The organism is Mesorhizobium sp. MC2-1-1 (genome assembly GCF_057597255.1).
On the sequence record NZ_CP195205.1, the window covers coordinates 4,574,141 to 4,588,941 of the forward strand.

Annotated in this window: 17 protein-coding genes; 9 read left to right on the forward strand and 8 right to left on the reverse strand. The window is 64.9% G+C overall.

All coding sequences use genetic code 11. From position 1 onward, the window contains the following. Window positions 1-59: 59 nt before the first annotated feature. Complete coding sequence (locus ACR64R_RS22715; protein ID WP_487358504.1) at window positions 60-1,229, reverse strand: AI-2E family transporter; 1,170 nt, start codon at window positions 1,227-1,229, stop codon at window positions 60-62. A 97-nt stretch (window positions 1,230-1,326) separates the two neighbouring features. Continuing rightward, complete coding sequence (locus tag ACR64R_RS22720) at window positions 1,327-2,376, reverse strand: LLM class flavin-dependent oxidoreductase (protein ID WP_487358505.1); 1,050 nt, start codon at window positions 2,374-2,376, stop codon at window positions 1,327-1,329. A 231-nt stretch (window positions 2,377-2,607) separates the two neighbouring features. Between ACR64R_RS22720 and ACR64R_RS22725 the strand changes: the two genes are divergently transcribed. After that, window positions 2,608-3,036 carry a DUF6481 family protein gene (locus ACR64R_RS22725; RefSeq protein WP_487358506.1) on the forward strand — a complete coding sequence of 143 codons (429 nt, stop codon included), beginning with the start codon at window positions 2,608-2,610 and terminating at the stop codon, window positions 3,034-3,036. A 73-nt stretch (window positions 3,037-3,109) separates the two neighbouring features. On the opposite strand, the gene sugE is transcribed toward ACR64R_RS22725, so the two are convergent. Both sugE and ACR64R_RS22735 read right to left on the reverse strand, forming a co-directional pair. Further along, window positions 3,110-3,424, reverse strand: coding sequence for a quaternary ammonium compound efflux SMR transporter SugE (gene sugE / locus ACR64R_RS22730; protein ID WP_487358507.1), 315 nt, complete (start codon window positions 3,422-3,424; stop codon window positions 3,110-3,112). 196 nt (window positions 3,425-3,620) lie between these two features. Continuing rightward, complete coding sequence (locus ACR64R_RS22735; RefSeq protein ID WP_095819016.1) at window positions 3,621-3,746, reverse strand: hypothetical protein; 126 nt, start codon at window positions 3,744-3,746, stop codon at window positions 3,621-3,623. A gap of 210 nt (window positions 3,747-3,956) precedes the next feature. On the opposite strand from ACR64R_RS22735, the gene ACR64R_RS22740 reads away from it, so the two are divergent. The 3 genes from ACR64R_RS22740 (at window position 3,957) to ACR64R_RS22750 (ending at window position 6,290) form a co-directional block, all read left to right on the forward strand. After that, window positions 3,957-4,766, forward strand: coding sequence for a transglutaminase-like domain-containing protein (locus ACR64R_RS22740; RefSeq protein ID WP_487362518.1), 810 nt, complete (start codon window positions 3,957-3,959; stop codon window positions 4,764-4,766). A gap of 124 nt (window positions 4,767-4,890) precedes the next feature. Next, window positions 4,891-5,850 carry a cation diffusion facilitator family transporter gene (locus ACR64R_RS22745; RefSeq protein ID WP_487358508.1) on the forward strand — a complete coding sequence of 320 codons (960 nt, stop codon included), beginning with the start codon at window positions 4,891-4,893 and terminating at the stop codon, window positions 5,848-5,850. Window positions 5,851-5,885: 35 nt separating this feature from the next. After that, window positions 5,886-6,290 carry a GFA family protein gene (locus ACR64R_RS22750; RefSeq protein ID WP_487358509.1) on the forward strand — a complete coding sequence of 135 codons (405 nt, stop codon included), beginning with the start codon at window positions 5,886-5,888 and terminating at the stop codon, window positions 6,288-6,290. A gap of 31 nt (window positions 6,291-6,321) precedes the next feature. Here the strand turns inward: ACR64R_RS22750 and ACR64R_RS22755 are convergent, their stop codons facing one another. Beyond that, complete coding sequence (locus ACR64R_RS22755; protein WP_487358510.1) at window positions 6,322-7,575, reverse strand: DNA recombination protein RmuC; 1,254 nt, start codon at window positions 7,573-7,575, stop codon at window positions 6,322-6,324. 103 nt (window positions 7,576-7,678) lie between these two features. On the opposite strand from ACR64R_RS22755, the gene def reads away from it, so the two are divergent. The 4 genes from def to truA are packed head-to-tail and all read left to right on the forward strand — an operon-like array spanning window position 7,679 to window position 10,490. Then, entirely contained in the window at window positions 7,679-8,209 is a 531-nt protein-coding gene (gene def / locus ACR64R_RS22760) for a peptide deformylase (protein ID WP_487358511.1), read from the forward strand. Between the two features lie 56 nt (window positions 8,210-8,265). Continuing rightward, window positions 8,266-9,201 carry a methionyl-tRNA formyltransferase gene (fmt, locus tag ACR64R_RS22765; RefSeq protein WP_487358512.1) on the forward strand — a complete coding sequence of 312 codons (936 nt, stop codon included), beginning with the start codon at window positions 8,266-8,268 and terminating at the stop codon, window positions 9,199-9,201. Beyond that, on the forward strand, window positions 9,198-9,704 hold the full coding sequence (locus ACR64R_RS22770) for a GNAT family N-acetyltransferase (RefSeq protein ID WP_487358513.1): 507 nt from the start codon (window positions 9,198-9,200) through the stop codon (window positions 9,702-9,704). Before fmt ends, ACR64R_RS22770 begins: the two co-directional genes overlap by 4 nt. Before the next feature lie 24 nt (window positions 9,705-9,728). Further along, on the forward strand, window positions 9,729-10,490 hold the full coding sequence (truA, locus tag ACR64R_RS22775) for a tRNA pseudouridine(38-40) synthase TruA (RefSeq protein ID WP_487358514.1): 762 nt from the start codon (window positions 9,729-9,731) through the stop codon (window positions 10,488-10,490). A gap of 515 nt (window positions 10,491-11,005) precedes the next feature. On the opposite strand, the gene ACR64R_RS22780 is transcribed toward truA, so the two are convergent. Both ACR64R_RS22780 and dapE read right to left on the reverse strand, forming a co-directional pair. Then, window positions 11,006-11,611: a transporter gene (locus ACR64R_RS22780; protein WP_487362519.1), complete on the reverse strand. Its 606-nt coding sequence runs from the start codon at window positions 11,609-11,611 to the stop codon at window positions 11,006-11,008. 2 nt (window positions 11,612-11,613) lie between these two features. Then, on the reverse strand, window positions 11,614-12,813 hold the full coding sequence (gene dapE, locus ACR64R_RS22785; RefSeq protein WP_487358515.1) for a succinyl-diaminopimelate desuccinylase: 1,200 nt from the start codon (window positions 12,811-12,813) through the stop codon (window positions 11,614-11,616). Window positions 12,814-12,987: 174 nt separating this feature from the next. On the opposite strand from dapE, the gene ACR64R_RS22790 reads away from it, so the two are divergent. Further along, on the forward strand, window positions 12,988-14,019 hold the full coding sequence (locus ACR64R_RS22790) for a 2-dehydropantoate 2-reductase (protein ID WP_487358516.1): 1,032 nt from the start codon (window positions 12,988-12,990) through the stop codon (window positions 14,017-14,019). Between the two features lie 76 nt (window positions 14,020-14,095). Here ACR64R_RS22790 and ACR64R_RS22795 read toward each other — a convergent pair whose 3' ends face one another. Further along, window positions 14,096-14,797: a hypothetical protein gene (locus tag ACR64R_RS22795; protein WP_487358517.1), complete on the reverse strand. Its 702-nt coding sequence runs from the start codon at window positions 14,795-14,797 to the stop codon at window positions 14,096-14,098. Window positions 14,798-14,801: the final 4 nt, after the last annotated feature.

Sequence of the window (14,801 nt, forward strand, 5' to 3'; positions counted from 1 at the left end):
TATAGGCACTCGCCGGCGGTGCCGCAAACAACGGTCGAGGTTTGAGATTATGCCAGATTTCAGGGCGCGGAGTTATGATTGTTCTCGACCACTTCCTCATCGACGGGAGCCGTCTGCTGCGCCGAGAGAAAATTGCCGACAGGGCTCAGGCCGTCGAAATGGTCGCAAAACACCTTGATGACGACCAGCAGCGGCACCGCCATCAGCGCGCCGACGAAGCCCCACAGCCATGACCAGAAGGCAATGGCGATGAAGATCGCCACCGCGTTGATCTCGAGGCGCCGGCCCACGACCATCGGCGTCACGAACTGGCCCTCGACGATGTCGCACAACATTACGAAGGCCGGCGCCAGCAGCGCATAGGCGATCGTGTCGAAGCTGATCAGCGCGATGACGGCAACCAGCAGCACGGTCATCAGCGCGCCGACATAGGGCAGGAAATTGAGCAGTGCCGCCGTTGCCCCCCAGACCAGCGGATTCGGCATGCCAAGTCCCCAGAGGCCGAGCCCGATGACTGTGCCGAGACCGGCATTGATGACGGCGACCGTGAGCAGATAGTGCGAGATCTCGCTCTCGACGTCATAGACGACGCGCAAGGCCCGCTTCTTCTGGGTGAGGCTGGTGAAGGACTGGACGATCTTCTCGTAGAACAGGGTGCCGGATGCGAGCAGGAACAGCGACAGCACGAAGACGATGGTGATAGAGGTGCCCGCCTGGAGCAGGTTGCCGGCGGCCGTGGACAGGATGCCGGACGGCGCCACCGCCACCCGCTGCAGGCCTGGCTCCTGCGAAGTCTCGGTCAGGGCCTCCAATTGATGCGCAAGGTCCATCAACCTTTCGAGCGGCCGCTTCAACGGCGCCAACCGCTCGGTAAGCTGCTGGCCGATCGAATAACTCTGGTTGATGAGATCGATGACCGGACCGCTGAGCAGATAGCCGGCAAGCGCGAAAACGAAGATGGAAAACAGCACCAGCAACGTCGCCGAGACCACCTCCGGGACGCCGCGTTTGCGCAGGAAGCGCACGATCGGCGTCAGCGTAAGCGCGAGCAGGAACGCAAGCACCACCGGCATGAAGAAGGCACGGGCGAAATAGAGCGCGGCGATCGTCATCAGGATGAAGATGCCGATCAACAGAGACCGCATCAGGCGCATGTCCGCCCGTGCGTCGGCCGGCGCATCAGCGCTCTCGGCAACGCTCGCGCCCGAAGCGATCGGTTCGGCTTTCATCGGTTCCCTCGGGCACCGCAACCGGTGCAATCGTCGGGAAACGTGCTTGCCGCGCCTAGGTTCCGTTAGCCGGCGGCCGTTGAAAAGCGGCCGCCGCTCAGGCGACCGGCGCTGCCGCCTTCGCCGTCTCCTTGCGCACGATCGGCGCCACCTTCGTGCCGTAGAGCTCGATCGCCTTCATGATCCTGGCGTGCGGCATGGTGCCGATCGCCATTTGCAGCAGGAAGCGGTCGTTTTTGAAGATCTTGTGCTGGGCGACGATCTTTTCCGCCACGGCTTCAGGATTGCCGACGAAGAGCGCGCCGTTCGGGCCGCGCGACTGATCGAAATGGGCGCGCGAGGTCGGGCCCCAGCCGCGCTCGCGGCCGATGCGATTCATTACCTCGGCCTGCGGTCCGTAGAAATCGTCCGCGGCTTGTTCGGTCGTCTCGGCGATGAAGCCGTGCACGTTGATGCTGGTTGCGAGTGAGGCCGGATCGGTGTTGGCGCGCCGCGCCGCCTCGCGATAGATGTCGAACAGAGGCGCGAAGCGCGCCGGCTCGCCGCCGATGATGGCAAGCGCCAGCGGCAGGCCGAGCACGCCGGCGCGTGCGGCGGATTGCGGCGTGCCGCCAATCGCGATCCAGATCGGCAGTTTTTCCTGGAACGGGCGGGGATAGACGCCGCGGCCGTTGATCGGCGCACGCAGCTTGCCTTGCCATGTCACTTTCACCTGGTCGCGGATGGCTAAGAGCAGGTCGAGCTTCTCGGCAAAGAGCTCGTCATAATCCTCAAGATCGTAGCCGAACAGCGGGAAGGATTCGATGAAGGACCCGCGCCCGGCCATGATCTCGGCGCGGCCGTTGGACAGAAGGTCGAGCGTCGCGAATTGCTGGAAGACGCGCACCGGGTCGTCGGAGGAGAGCACGGTGACAGCACTGGTAAGGCGGATGCGCTTCGTGCGCTCGGCCGCGGCGGCCAGCGCCACGACCGGCGCCGAGGCGGCATAATCGGGACGGTGATGCTCGCCGAGGCCGAACACGTCGAGCCCGACCTGATCGGCCAGCTCGATTTCCTCCATGAGATTGCGCAGCCGCTCATGCGGGCCGATGGCGCCGGGACCCGGCTCCGGGCTGACGTCGGCGAAAGTGTAGAGACCGAGTTCCATCTGCGTGTATCCTGAAGGTGCTCGTGTGGATGTTAGGTGTTGGCGCTAGAGGTAGCGGTCTGTCCCTCCGCCCGCCAGAGGCGCGATCTGTGAACAGTGCATCGCGCTCCGCCAGCCGTATCCCTGCGGCAACAAGCCCGCTTTTTTCATGGCTGGCATACCGTTTTGGCGCTTGAACTCGCCGCTTTCACGCGTATGTAAGCGTCGCGAATAGACTGCAGGGAAGTACACTTGGCTATCTACAGGGAAAAAGACATTTTCGAGCGGCGCAATGCCGCGAACGAGGCAAAGAAGGCGCTGCTCGAGCGATTCAAGGCAAAGCCGGCGGCGGATGACCCGGCCGTGCTGGCCCGCCAGGCCGAACGCAAGGCGATCCTCGAGGCTCGCGCGATCCGCGAAGCGGAGAAGGCCAGGCTGAAGCAGGAGAAGCTGGCTCGCGAGGCGGCGGAGAAAGCCGAACGCGAAGCAATTGCTGAAGCGGCGCGTCTTGCGGCGGAAGCAGCAGCGGCCGAGGAAGCCAGGCGCCGCGAGGCCGAGGAAGCCGAGCGCATCGCGTTCGAGCTCGCCGACGAGGCCGCGCGCAAGGCAAAGCGTGACGCACGCTATGCCGCCCGTAAGGCACGCGTCGGCCGCGCGCCTCCGGGCTTCTCCGCGCGCTAAGTTCGGGTTTCTGGAAATGATTCGGGGTCGCCTAAAGCGGCCCTGAACGCGTTTGTGCACTCGGCTGGCGACCTTAAGCGACGAGCTTCAGGCCGACGATGCCGCAGACGATCAGGCTGATACACGCAATCCGGATCACCGTCGCCGGTTCGCCGAGCAGCCAGATGCCGAGCAGCGCCGTGCCGACGGTGCCGATGCCGGTCCATACCGCATAGGCCGTGCCAACGGGCAGCGTCTTCAGCGCCAGGCCAAGCAGGCCGAGGCTGACGATCATCGAGGCAATGGTCAGTAGAGTTGGCAGCGGCTTGGAGAAACCGTCGGTATATTTGAGGCCGATCGCCCAGCCGATCTCGAACAGGCCGGCGAAGAAAAGAACGATCCAGGACATCGAAAACACTCCATCATTCCTGCATCGCTCGTGATGCTTGGTGGCGGGTCGTCCCGGCCTGGTTGTCGGGGAAGCGAGGTCGTCCTCGCCGTCTTGACTTGGGGCGGCCGGGTTGCCGATCAACAAAGCACCGGCAGCATTGTCATGCCGCCGGTTCGAAAGTCTGCATTGAGCCGGACCGACCGAATGGGGCCGCTTACTTTTCCTTGATGCGCATCGCCTTGACCGGCGGCGCCTTCGGAGCCGGGGCCGCGGCGGGCTTCTTGGCGTCCTTCTTCGGCTTCCGGGCTTCCTTGCCCGCCTTCATCGCACCTTTAGCCATGATTCGCTCCTCCGATTGTGGGCGTGCAAGTGAAACAAGAGAAATGCCCGACCGCAAGAGGGTAGCGCCTGTGGCCGCCAACAGCGGGGCGCTTTCAACCGGTTTCTAATTTGCTCGTAAACTGTAGCGGTCCGTGCGATGGTCTTCTTCGCGCTGCAGCATCCGCCCAGCCTTCGCCGGGAGCTGACCAAGCAGCAGGACAGGGAGAAAATGCGAATTCACATCGGCTGCGAGATGAGCTTCGACTTTCCGCAGGAGGCGCCGCTGATCGCCATGCTCAACGTCCACTACTCCCGCGCCTCTGATCTTGAGCGGCCGGATTTCCTGACCTCCACTGCGCCAGTACCGATCCAGAGCTACCGCGACAGCTTCGGCAACTGGTGCAATCGGCTTGTCGCCCCTCCTGGACGCTTTACCTTTGGCACCGATGCCGTCATCCGCGATCCCGGCACCTTCGAAACGGGTGACCTGTCGGCCTGGCAACACGAGGTGCGCGACCTGCCGTCGGACACACTCTTGTTTCTGCTGCCCAGCCGCTATTGCGAGAGCGATGTGCTGGCAAACGACGCCTGGCGGTTGTTTGGTCACACCGACCTCGGCGTTCCGCGCGTCCAGGCGGTCTGCGACTTCGTTCACAACCATATCGTCTTTGACTACGGCAATGCGCGGCCTACGCGCACCGCGGCGGAAGCCTACCACGAGCGGAACGGCGTGTGCCGCGATTTTGCCCATCTCGCCGTCGCCTTTTGCCGCGCGCTTAACATCCCGACCCGTTACTGCACCGGCTATATCAGCGACATCGGCCTGCCAAAGCCCTGGGCTCCGATGGATTTCGCCGCTTGGATGGAAGTCTATCTCGGCGGCCGCTGGCATGCTTTTGATCCACGCAACAATGCGCCGCGCATCGGCCGCATCCTGATTGCTTCCGGCCGAGACGCGGCCGATGTGCCGCTGACCCATATCTTTGGACCGGGCACGCTCGCCGGTTTCAGAGTATGGACCGACGAAGTCGTCGAATAGCAGTTTCGCGTCACGAGCCACCCTGCGCATTGAACGACCGGACCGTCAGCGCGTTGTGCATATCTGTGGAGCTTCGGCCGGCCGGCCGCTAAGGTCGGTCGTGTCGGACAGGGTCAGGAACCAGATGGCAAGCCACGCCGGCTCGAAAAAAGTGATCTACGCCGCGCTCGCCGGCAATCTTGCGATCGCGCTGACAAAATTCGCGGCGGCGGCCTTCACGGGCTCGTCCGCCATGCTGTCGGAAGGTGTGCATTCGCTGGTCGACACAGGCAACGGCGGGCTGCTGCTCTATGGCATGCGCCGCGCCGCGCGGCCGCCCGACCGCACGCACCCGCTCGGCCACGGACGCGAACTCTATTTCTGGAGCCTTATCGTGGCGCTCCTGGTGTTCGCGCTTGGCGCCGGCGTCTCCTTCTATGAAGGCGTCATCCACATCATGGCGCCTGAACCGGTGGTCAACGCCAAGGTCAACTACGTCGTGCTTGGCCTCTCCTTGCTGTTCGAGGGTAGTTCATGGCTGGTGGCGCTGAAGGAGTTCAGGCAGCAGAAGGGCAAGCAGGGCTGGCTGCAGGCCGTGCAGTCGAGCAAGGATCCGAGCGTCTATACCGTGCTGTTCGAAGACAGCGCCGCGCTGCTCGGGCTCGTCGTCGCCTTCGCCGGCATCCTATCGGCTGAATTTCTGGAAATCCCCGAACTCGATGGCGTCGGCTCGATCGGCATCGCAATCATCCTCGGCGCCACCGCCATCTTCCTGGCGCGCGAGAGCAAGGGCCTGCTGCTGGGCGAGCCCGCCTCACCCGAGGTGCAGAAGCAGGTGCTGGCGATCGTCCAGCAGGATCCCGCCGTGCAACGGGCGAACGGGATCCTGAGCGTCCATATCGGACCGGAGGAGATCGTGGCGGGTTTGAGCATCGAATTCGAGGATCATCTCACCGCGCCTGAGATCGAAGCCTGCGTCGAGCGCCTGGAGGCAAGGCTGAAGCGGGAAATGCCTCAGATATCAAGGCTCTTCGTCAAGCCGCAGGCAACTGGCATATGGGAGCAGCGGCGCAAGGCCATCGCCGAGGCCTCGGGGGAGCGATAGGTTCAAGTCAGCAAGCTTACTGAGGAGGAAGGCCGATGAAGATCGACGGCGGATGCCATTGCGGCGCAATCGCTTATGAGGCGGAAGTCGATCCGGAAAAGACCTCGATCTGCCATTGCACCGACTGCCAGCAACTGACCGGCACGGCCTTTCGGGTGACGGTTCCGGCGCCGGAAAGCGACTACAGGATCACCAGGGGCGCGCCGAAGATCTATATCAAGGTCGTGGCAAGCGGCGCCAGGCGCGCCCAGGCCTTTTGCGCCGACTGCGGCTCGCATCTTTACGCGACGTCGGTCGGCGACGGCCCGAAGGTCTATGGCGTCAGGGTCGGGACCGCAAGGCAGCGTCAGGATTTGGTCCCGAGACAGCAGAAATGGCACCGGTCGGCCCTGCACTGGCTTCCGGAATTCGAAGGCATGACGACGACGGAAGAGCAGTAGCGCCGTCGGATCGGCTCGCTGGCGCGACGACCTACTCGTCGCCCTCGACGACCCGGAGCCTCAACTGCCCTGTCTTTGAATCGGCCACCCTCGCGCCGCCTTCGGCCTTTGGCGCCGCACTTCGCATGGCCTCGGTCTCGCCCTCCGCGAATTCCAGCGCCTCGATCTTCTGGCCGCGCTTGGTGACCTTCGATGTGGAGACCAGGATGTCGTCGATGTCCTTGGCCGCCTGGCCGAAATGGGTCTGCAGCCGGCGCACGCGCTCGTCGACCCGGCCCACATCCTCCATCAGCCGGATGACCTCGCCCTGGATCAGATGCGCCTGCTCGCGCATGCGTGCGTCTTTGAGGATCGACTGGATCACCTGGATGGACAGCATCAGGAGCGAGGGCGAGACGATGACGACGCGGGCGCGGTGCGCCTTCTGCACCACCGCCTCGAAATTCTCGTGGATCTCGGCGAATACGGACTCCGACGGCACGAACATGAAGGCGGTGTCCTGGGTCTCGCCCTGGATCAGGTACTTTTCGGCGATATCGCGTATATGCACCTCGATGTCGCGCCGGAAGGACTGCGCCGCCACCTTCTGCATGTCGGCGCCCTCGGCGGCGCGGATGGCGTTCCACGCTTCCAGCGGGAACTTGGCGTCGATGGCGAGCATCGGCGCGCCGTTTGGCATCCGCACCAGGCAGTCGGGCCGGCTGCCGTTGGAGAGGCTGGCCTGGAATTCATAGGCGCCATGCGGCAGCCCGTCGGCGACGATGGCTTCCATGCGCGACTGGCCGAAGGCGCCGCGCGTCTGCTTGTTGGAGAGGATCGCCTGCAATTGCACCACCTGGCCGGCGAGCGACTGGATGTTGCCCTGCGCGGTGTCGATCACCGCCAGCCGCTCCTGCAGCTTGGCCAGGCTCTCATGCGTCGACTTGGTCTGTTCGGCCATGGTCTGGCCGAGGCGGCCGGTCATGGCGTCGAGCCGCTGTCCCAGCGACTGGGTAAGCTCGGCTTGCCGCGTGCCGAACACCTCGGCGATCGCTCCCATGCGTCCGTGCATCTCGGCCTGCGACCGCAGGACGTCGGCGATGCGCGCCTCGGTGTCCCGGGCATGGTCGGCAGCTTCCGCCGCGGCCACCGCGCGCGCCCTGCCCGCGCGCAACAAGGCGACGGCCAATCCCACAAACAGCACCACCAGCAGCAACGCGCCGAAACCCAGCACCTGGCCGAGCGTGATCGTTGAGGCGCCGAGCCGCGCGATCGGTTGCGAAAGGATTGTGGTCATGTCGTTCATGAGGCCAGCATAACCGATTCGGTCGCCTGGCACAGATCAAAACGTGAACGAGCCGATTCCACACCGGTTGACGCTTTTCCACCGACGTCTTAGGTGAGACGCCATGTCGATCAAGCCGCTCATCATTCTCCCCGATCCCGTCCTGCGCCAGCTGTCCAAGCCGGTCGAGCGCGTCGACGCGCCCTTGCGCAAGCTCGCCGACGACATGCTGGAGACCATGTATGACGCGCCGGGCATCGGTCTGGCGGCGATCCAGATCGGCGAGCCGCTGCGCATGCTGGTCATCGACCTTGCCAAGGAAGGCGAGCCGCCGGCGCCGCATGTCTTCATCAACCCCGAAATCCTGGGAAGCTCCGACCAGCGCTCCGTCTATGAGGAAGGCTGCCTGTCGATCCCCGATTACTATGCCGAGGTCGAGCGCCCGGCTTCCGTGCGAGTAAAATATCTCGACCGCGACGCCAAGCTGCAGGAGATGCAGGCCGAGGGTCTGATGGCAACCTGCCTGCAGCATGAGATCGACCATCTCAACGGCGTGCTCTTCATCGACCACATCTCGAAGCTGAAGCGCGACATGGTGGTCAAGAAGTTCAAGAAGCTCGCCAAGGACAAGGCGCCCGGCCGAATGGTGGGCTAAGGGCCGTTAGGCCCCGCGAGCCCTGGAGCCACGACAAGACAGGATCGCAGGACCTCATGCCGCTTCGCGTCATCTTCATGGGCACGCCGGATTTTTCCGTGCCGACCTTGCGCGCCATCGCCGAGGCTGGCCATGAGATCGCGGCCGTCTACACGCAGCCGCCGCGCGCCGCCGGACGGCGCGGCCTGGAACTGACGTCCTCGCCGGTGCAGCGCGAGGCCGAGCGGCTGGGCCTGGAAGTGCGCACCCCCACATCGCTGAAGGGCGAAGCGGAGCAGGTGGCTTTCGCCGCCTTGCGGGCCGAGGTCGCCGTGGTCGTCGCCTATGGCCTGCTCCTGCCGAAGGCCATTCTGGACGCGCCCACGCTTGGCTGCCTCAACGGCCATGCCTCGCTTTTGCCACGCTGGCGTGGTGCTGCTCCCATCCAGCGCGCCATCATGGCCGGCGACGGCGAGACCGGCATGATGATCATGCGCATGGAAGAAGGTCTGGATACCGGACCGGTTGCCTTGGTTGAAAAATGCACCATCGAACCCGATATGACGGCCGGCGAATTGCATGATCGCCTGATGGTGCAGGGAGCCTCGCTGATGGTCCGGGCGCTCGCACAACTTGGGATAAATTGTCTGACATTTACCCCGCAGGCGGCCGAAGGGGTGACCTACGCCCGAAAGATCGATAAATCGGAGACACGCGTAGACTGGACGCGGCCTTCTGGCGAAGTCCACAATCACATTCGCGGCCTCTCGCCCTTTCCGGGCGCGTGGTGCGAGGTCGAAATTGGCGGCCGCATGGAGCGGCTGAAACTGCTTCGCTCGACGCTCTCGGATGGCGTCGGCGAGTCGGGAGGAATTCTCGATGACCGCCTGACGGTCGCCTGCGGGTCGGGCGCGGTCCGGTTGGTCGAAGTTCAACGGGCGGGCGGAAGGCCCGCCGCCGCGCAGGAGTTTTTGCGCGGGGCCAAGATCGAAAAAGGAACGAAACTGACATGAGCATGATGTCGATACGCACGGCGACGCCGCGGGATCGCGAGGCGATCCGCCTCGTTGAGGAGCATGCCTTTGGCCAGCAGGCGGAAGCCGGCCTGGTCGATGCTCTGGTCACAGGCGGCGATGCCGTCGTCGAATTGGTTGCCGAGGAAGACGGCCAGGTTGTCGGCCACATCCTGTTTTCCAGGCTTTACGTGCAAAATGGCGGCAGGCGCTTCGCGGCTGTCGCGCTGGCGCCGCTGGCGGTGGAACCCTCCTTCCACGGCACCGGCATCGGCGGCGCGCTGATCCGCGAGGCGCATATCCGCCTCAAGGAATTGGGCGAGCAGCTTGCCGTGGTGCTGGGCGATCCGGCCTATTACGGCCGCTTCGGCTACAGCCACGCCCGAGCGGCGAAGTTCGAGAGCGAGTACCAGGGCGAGGCGCTGCAGGCGCTGGCCTGGAGCGACGCGCCCGAAACCGGCAGGCTGGTCTACGCTTCCGCCTTCACGGCGCTCGCCGCTTGAGGCGAGCGCGAAAGAACGCAGAGCATGCCGCGTTTTCGGCTCGATATCGAGTATGACGGCAGCCAATTCGCCGGCTGGCAGCATCAGGCCGACCAGCCCTCGGTGCAGCAGGCGATCGAGCAGGCGATCGGGAAGTTCTGCGGCGAAGAGGTGAGAATACGTGCCGCCGGCCGCACCGATGCCGGCGTGCACGCCACCGCCCAGGTGGCGCATGTCGATCTCGCCAAAGCGTGGCCGGGCGACAAGGTGCGCGATGCCGTGAACGCCCATCTGCAGGCGGCCGGCGCGCGCATCGCCATCCTGATGGCGGCTGTTGCCGACGACGATTTTGACGCGCGCTTTTCGGCCACCGGCCGCCACTATCTCTACCGCATCCTCAACCGCCGGGCCCCGGCGGCGTTGGAAAAAGGCAAGGTCTGGTGGGTGCCCAAGCGCCTCGACGCGGAGGCCATGCACGAGGCGGCCAAGGTGCTGCTCGGCCGGCATGATTTCACCACCTTCCGCTCCACCCAGTGCCAGGCCGAAAGCCCGGTGCGCACGCTTGCGCGTCTCGACGTCGGCCGCAATGGCGATTTCATCGAGGTCCGCACCTCGGCGCGCTCTTTCCTGCACAACCAGGTGCGTTCGATGGTGGGCTCACTGAGGCGCGTCGGCGATGGCTCCTGGGGCGCGGCCGATCTCAGGGCGGCGCTCGAGGCGCGCGACCGCGCCGCCTGCGGCCAGGTGGCGCCGCCGGATGGCCTCTTTCTCGTCGGCGTCGACTATCCGCAAGAGAGCCGGACCTGATCGCGAACCGCCGGCCCGGATAAGCCGGCGCCTGCCGATGCCGTTCTGGATGAGCAGCCGGGCTCTATCGCGCGTCGCCGCCGTGTCGAGACCGGGATGATCGAATTTGAGCGTGCGCGTGCGGTTCTGCCGATGAACCAGGCGACCCGGGGGGGTCGTCGGCGTCGAGCTGCCAAACATGGGCGCCGTCGACCGTGTCCTCCAAGACTTCGGCCGCCAGCCGGTTTAGGCTCTTGTGCGTATTTGCCGTTTCACGCGATTCCAGGCGAATAGCCGTCCCGCGCTGTTTCTGAATTGCCTTGGAGCGCAATGCCGAAAGCGCAAGGCGGCTTGCGGGCGGCATCGTGCTCTATTTCTCTTATTTGGAGACGGAGTGGTCTCAGGTCGATTCGGCCCGAAATCGTCCGGCTCCAAACCATGATGATGGCGTTTCGTGGGATCGCCATCACGATCCAACTCTTTGTCCGAGCATGATCCTTGTCCGAAAATCGGTTCCCGCTTTTCGGGATCGCGCCCTAAGCTCCGGCGTCGGCGGGTATGTCGATGCCGAGCAGCGCCTGCAGGCCGAACAGGACGAGCAGCGAGGCAATGAACATGCCGACAAAGACGGCGGTGCCCACGGCGGCGCCCTTGCCGATCGACGCGTTGGTCATGCGCCATGTCAGCAGCGCCGACAGCGCGAACAGAAACAGCGAGACAACGCTGCTGATCTCGCTGGTGGAGGGCAGGAAGAGCCTGAGCAGCGCCGAGGGCAGCATCAGCCAGGCGATGATCGCCGACGCCCAGTTCGAGGCAACGACATAGTGGACGAAGCGGCCGCCGATGCCGGCGCGCGGCGCGACCAGCGCCAGCGCCACAAGCGGCAGCACCCAGGCGCCGATATCGACCGTCGCCAGCCGGATCAGCATGCCGAGGCGCCCGGCGAAGGCTTCGGGATCGCCGATCTCATTGGCGATCCCGACCCAGCCGACGATCAGCGCCGGCGCCGCCACGACAACGGCGAAGAAGGAATTCCAGAAGCCGTCCGCCGAGAGGTCGAGCAGGCGCAGGCCGTCGGCCTTGCCGAACATCAGCCGCCAGGCGCCGGCCAGCGAAGCATAGGTTTCGTCCGCCGAAAGCATGGTCACGAAAGGCCCTGTCCGAACCAGTCCTCGATGAAGCGTTCGTAGATTTGTGTCAGCGTTTCGAGGTCGGCGAGCGCGACGCGCTCGTCCACCATATGCATGGTCTTGCCGACCAGCCCGAACTCGACCACGGGGCAGTAATCCTTGATGAAGCGCGCGTCCGACGTGCCGCCGGAGGTAGAGAGCGCCGGCGTCCTGCCGACCACGGCGGCCACCGAACTGCTCAGCGTATCGATCAGCTTGTCGTCGCGGGTCAGGAAGACATGGCTCGGCCGGTCGCGCCAGACGAGCTCGTAGTCGACCGGCGTCTTCTTGCCCGGCCGATATTTCCTGCGCCCCGCTGCCTGGTCCAGCCGGTTGTGGATCTCGGCCTGGATCGTTTCCGCCGTCCATGTGTCGTTGAAGCGGATGTTGAAAATGGCGGTCGCCCTGGCCGGGATGACGTTCGTTGCAGGGTTGCCGACATCGATCGAGGTCACTTCGAGATTCGTCGGCTGGAAATCCTTCGTGCCCTTGTCGAACACCGGATGAAGCAGCGCGTCGACCAGGCTGATCAGCCCGCGCACCGGATTGTCGGCAAGCTGCGGATAGGCGGCATGACCCTGCCGCCCGTTCACCGTCACGCTGCCCGACAGCGAGCCGCGCCGGCCGATCTTGATCATGTCGCCCAGCGCATCTGGATTAGTCGGCTCGCCGACGATCGAGGCATCCCACTTCTCGCCCTTGGCCGCCGCCCAGTCGAGCAGCTTGGTGGTGCCGTTGATCGCCGGTCCTTCCTCGTCGCCGGTGATGAGCAGCGAGACCGAGCCTTTCGGCCCGCCATTTTTCTCCACATGGCGCGCCACCGCGGCGATGAAACAGGCGATGCCGCCCTTCATGTCGACGGCGCCCCGGCCGTACATTTCGCCATTGGCGATTTCGGCGGCGAAGGGCGGGTGCGTCCAGGCCGCCTCGTCGCCCACCGGCACCACGTCGGTGTGGCCGGCAAACATGAGATGCGGTCCGTTGCCCGAGCGCCGCGCATAGAGGTTCTCGATGTCCGGCGTGCCGTCTTCCGAGAACACCGGACGTTCCACCGCGAAGCCGAGCGGCTTCAGCATCTCTTCCAGCGCGGCAAGCGCGCCGCCTTCGGCGGGCGTGACGGAAGGACAGCGGATCAGGGCGGCGAGATTCTGGGCGGGGTCGATCGGCAATGTCATGGGCAAAGCGATAGTCGAAAGCGTTTGTCGTGTCACGGTGGCAGATGATCGCCGGTCATGGCGCCGACAATATGGTTTTCATGGCGTATAAAGGCATGTCGCCCGGAAGTGCGCGCTGTGCTGGGAAAACGACATGCATCATGGCAAGTTGCGGGCCAAGACAAGGGCGAATGCATGGCCAGCGAAGCAAGGACGATCGCGATAGCCGGCGCGGGCAGCATCGGCTGCTATGTCGGCGGTTGCCTGGCGCTTGCCGGACGCAAGGTTGTTTTCCTCGGCCGTGGCCGCCTCGTCGAGGCCCTGCGCCAAAGCGGACTTCGTGTCAGCGATCTCGACGGCCGCGACCGCCGGCTGGAGGCGCAAGCGATTTCGGCCACCGACGATCCGGCTGCGGCACTGCGCGACGCTGACGTCGTCCTGGTCGCCGTGAAGAGCGGCTCAACCGTTGATATGGCGAAGCTGATCGCCGCCCACGGGCGCCCGGATGCCGTGGTGATAAGCCTGCAGAACGGCGTCGACAATGCGGACAGGTTGCGCGCCGGACTTCCCGGCCGGCGGGTGCTGGCCGGCATGGTGATGTTCAACGTCGTCCAGTCGCCGGACGATGAAAGGCCGTTCCGCGTCCACCGCGCAAGCCAGGGCGAGGTGATGATCGATGACGGCGTCGGCCTTGCCGGCCTGCTCGATGTCGATGGGCTCGCGGTCCAGGCGCGCGGCGACATGAAGGCGGTGCAGTGGGGCAAGTTGCTGATGAATCTCAACAATGCCCTGGTGGCGCTCTCCGACCTTCCGCTGGCGAGGCAACTGGCCGACCGCAGCTGGCGCGTGATCCTGGCCGCCCAGATCGGCGAGGCGCTCGCCGCGATGAAGGCGGCGGGCATGGCGCCGGCGCGCATCACCGGCCTGCCGCCGTCGCTGCTGCCGACAGTGCTCCGGCTCCCCGATTGGCTGTTCGGGCTTCTGGCGCGCCGCATGCTGGCGATCGACCCCGAAGCGCGCTCGTCGATGTGGGATGATCTCAAACGCGGTCGTGCGACCGAGATCGACGAATTGCAGGGCGCGGTCATTCGCCTGGCCAGGCAAACCGGAACCCCGGCGCCGGTCAACGAATATGTCACCGCGCTGGTGCGTCAGGCGGAAGCGGAAAAGCGCGGTCCGCCCGGGCTGACCGCAGATGAGGTCAGAGCAATTCCAGGAAAAGTGTGACGCGGTTTTCCGTCTGGATTTGCGTCTAAAGATAGAGATAGAACGGTTCGTGGTTTCCCCGAAACGATGAACCGCTCTAGCGGCGGTCCTCGATCAGGGTGATCTTCTGCCAGATTTTGCGCGACAGGTTTGAGCTGAGATTCTCGATGTCGTTGACCCCGTCGACGACGACATCGTCATTGACTGACTGCGCGAACAGCGCCGCGATCTTGCCAGCGATCGAGAGCATCTCCGAGCAATAGTCGAGATAGCGCGCAAGGTCGGCGGCGTTGGTGATGCGGGCGGGCGAGTGCGCGGTCGGCCTGAAATCGGCCGACAGCGCCGCCGGGTCCTTGGTAAGCTGGTGCATGTCGATGACATGGATCAGCGAACGCAGCCCGTGCAGCTGCCGGAAAACCTTCTTGCGCTTGATGCGCTCCTCGGTGCGGACCAGCGCGAGCAAGCCGAGCACGGCCAGGATAACCGTATTGATTGTCGCCTCGATGCCTTGCATCGACTGCACGGCATCGTCGGCGCCCGAGATGCGGTCGAGCGGCAGGATCGTCCCGACGAACAGGAAAACCGCCACGCCGGCGATGAAGGCCGCGATGATGACGCCGCGCAGCCACCAGATCGGCGCCTCCAGTTCCTTGGCCGCCTTGGCGAGGTCGCGCGACAGCGACACCAGTTCGGCGGCGACGCCGCGCAGGCCGGCTTCCGGGAAACGCTCGCCGATCCGCTCCTGCAGCCTTTCGGCCGTCTCGATGATCAGTTGCGGATCGAGCGCCCGGTAGCGCATGGCG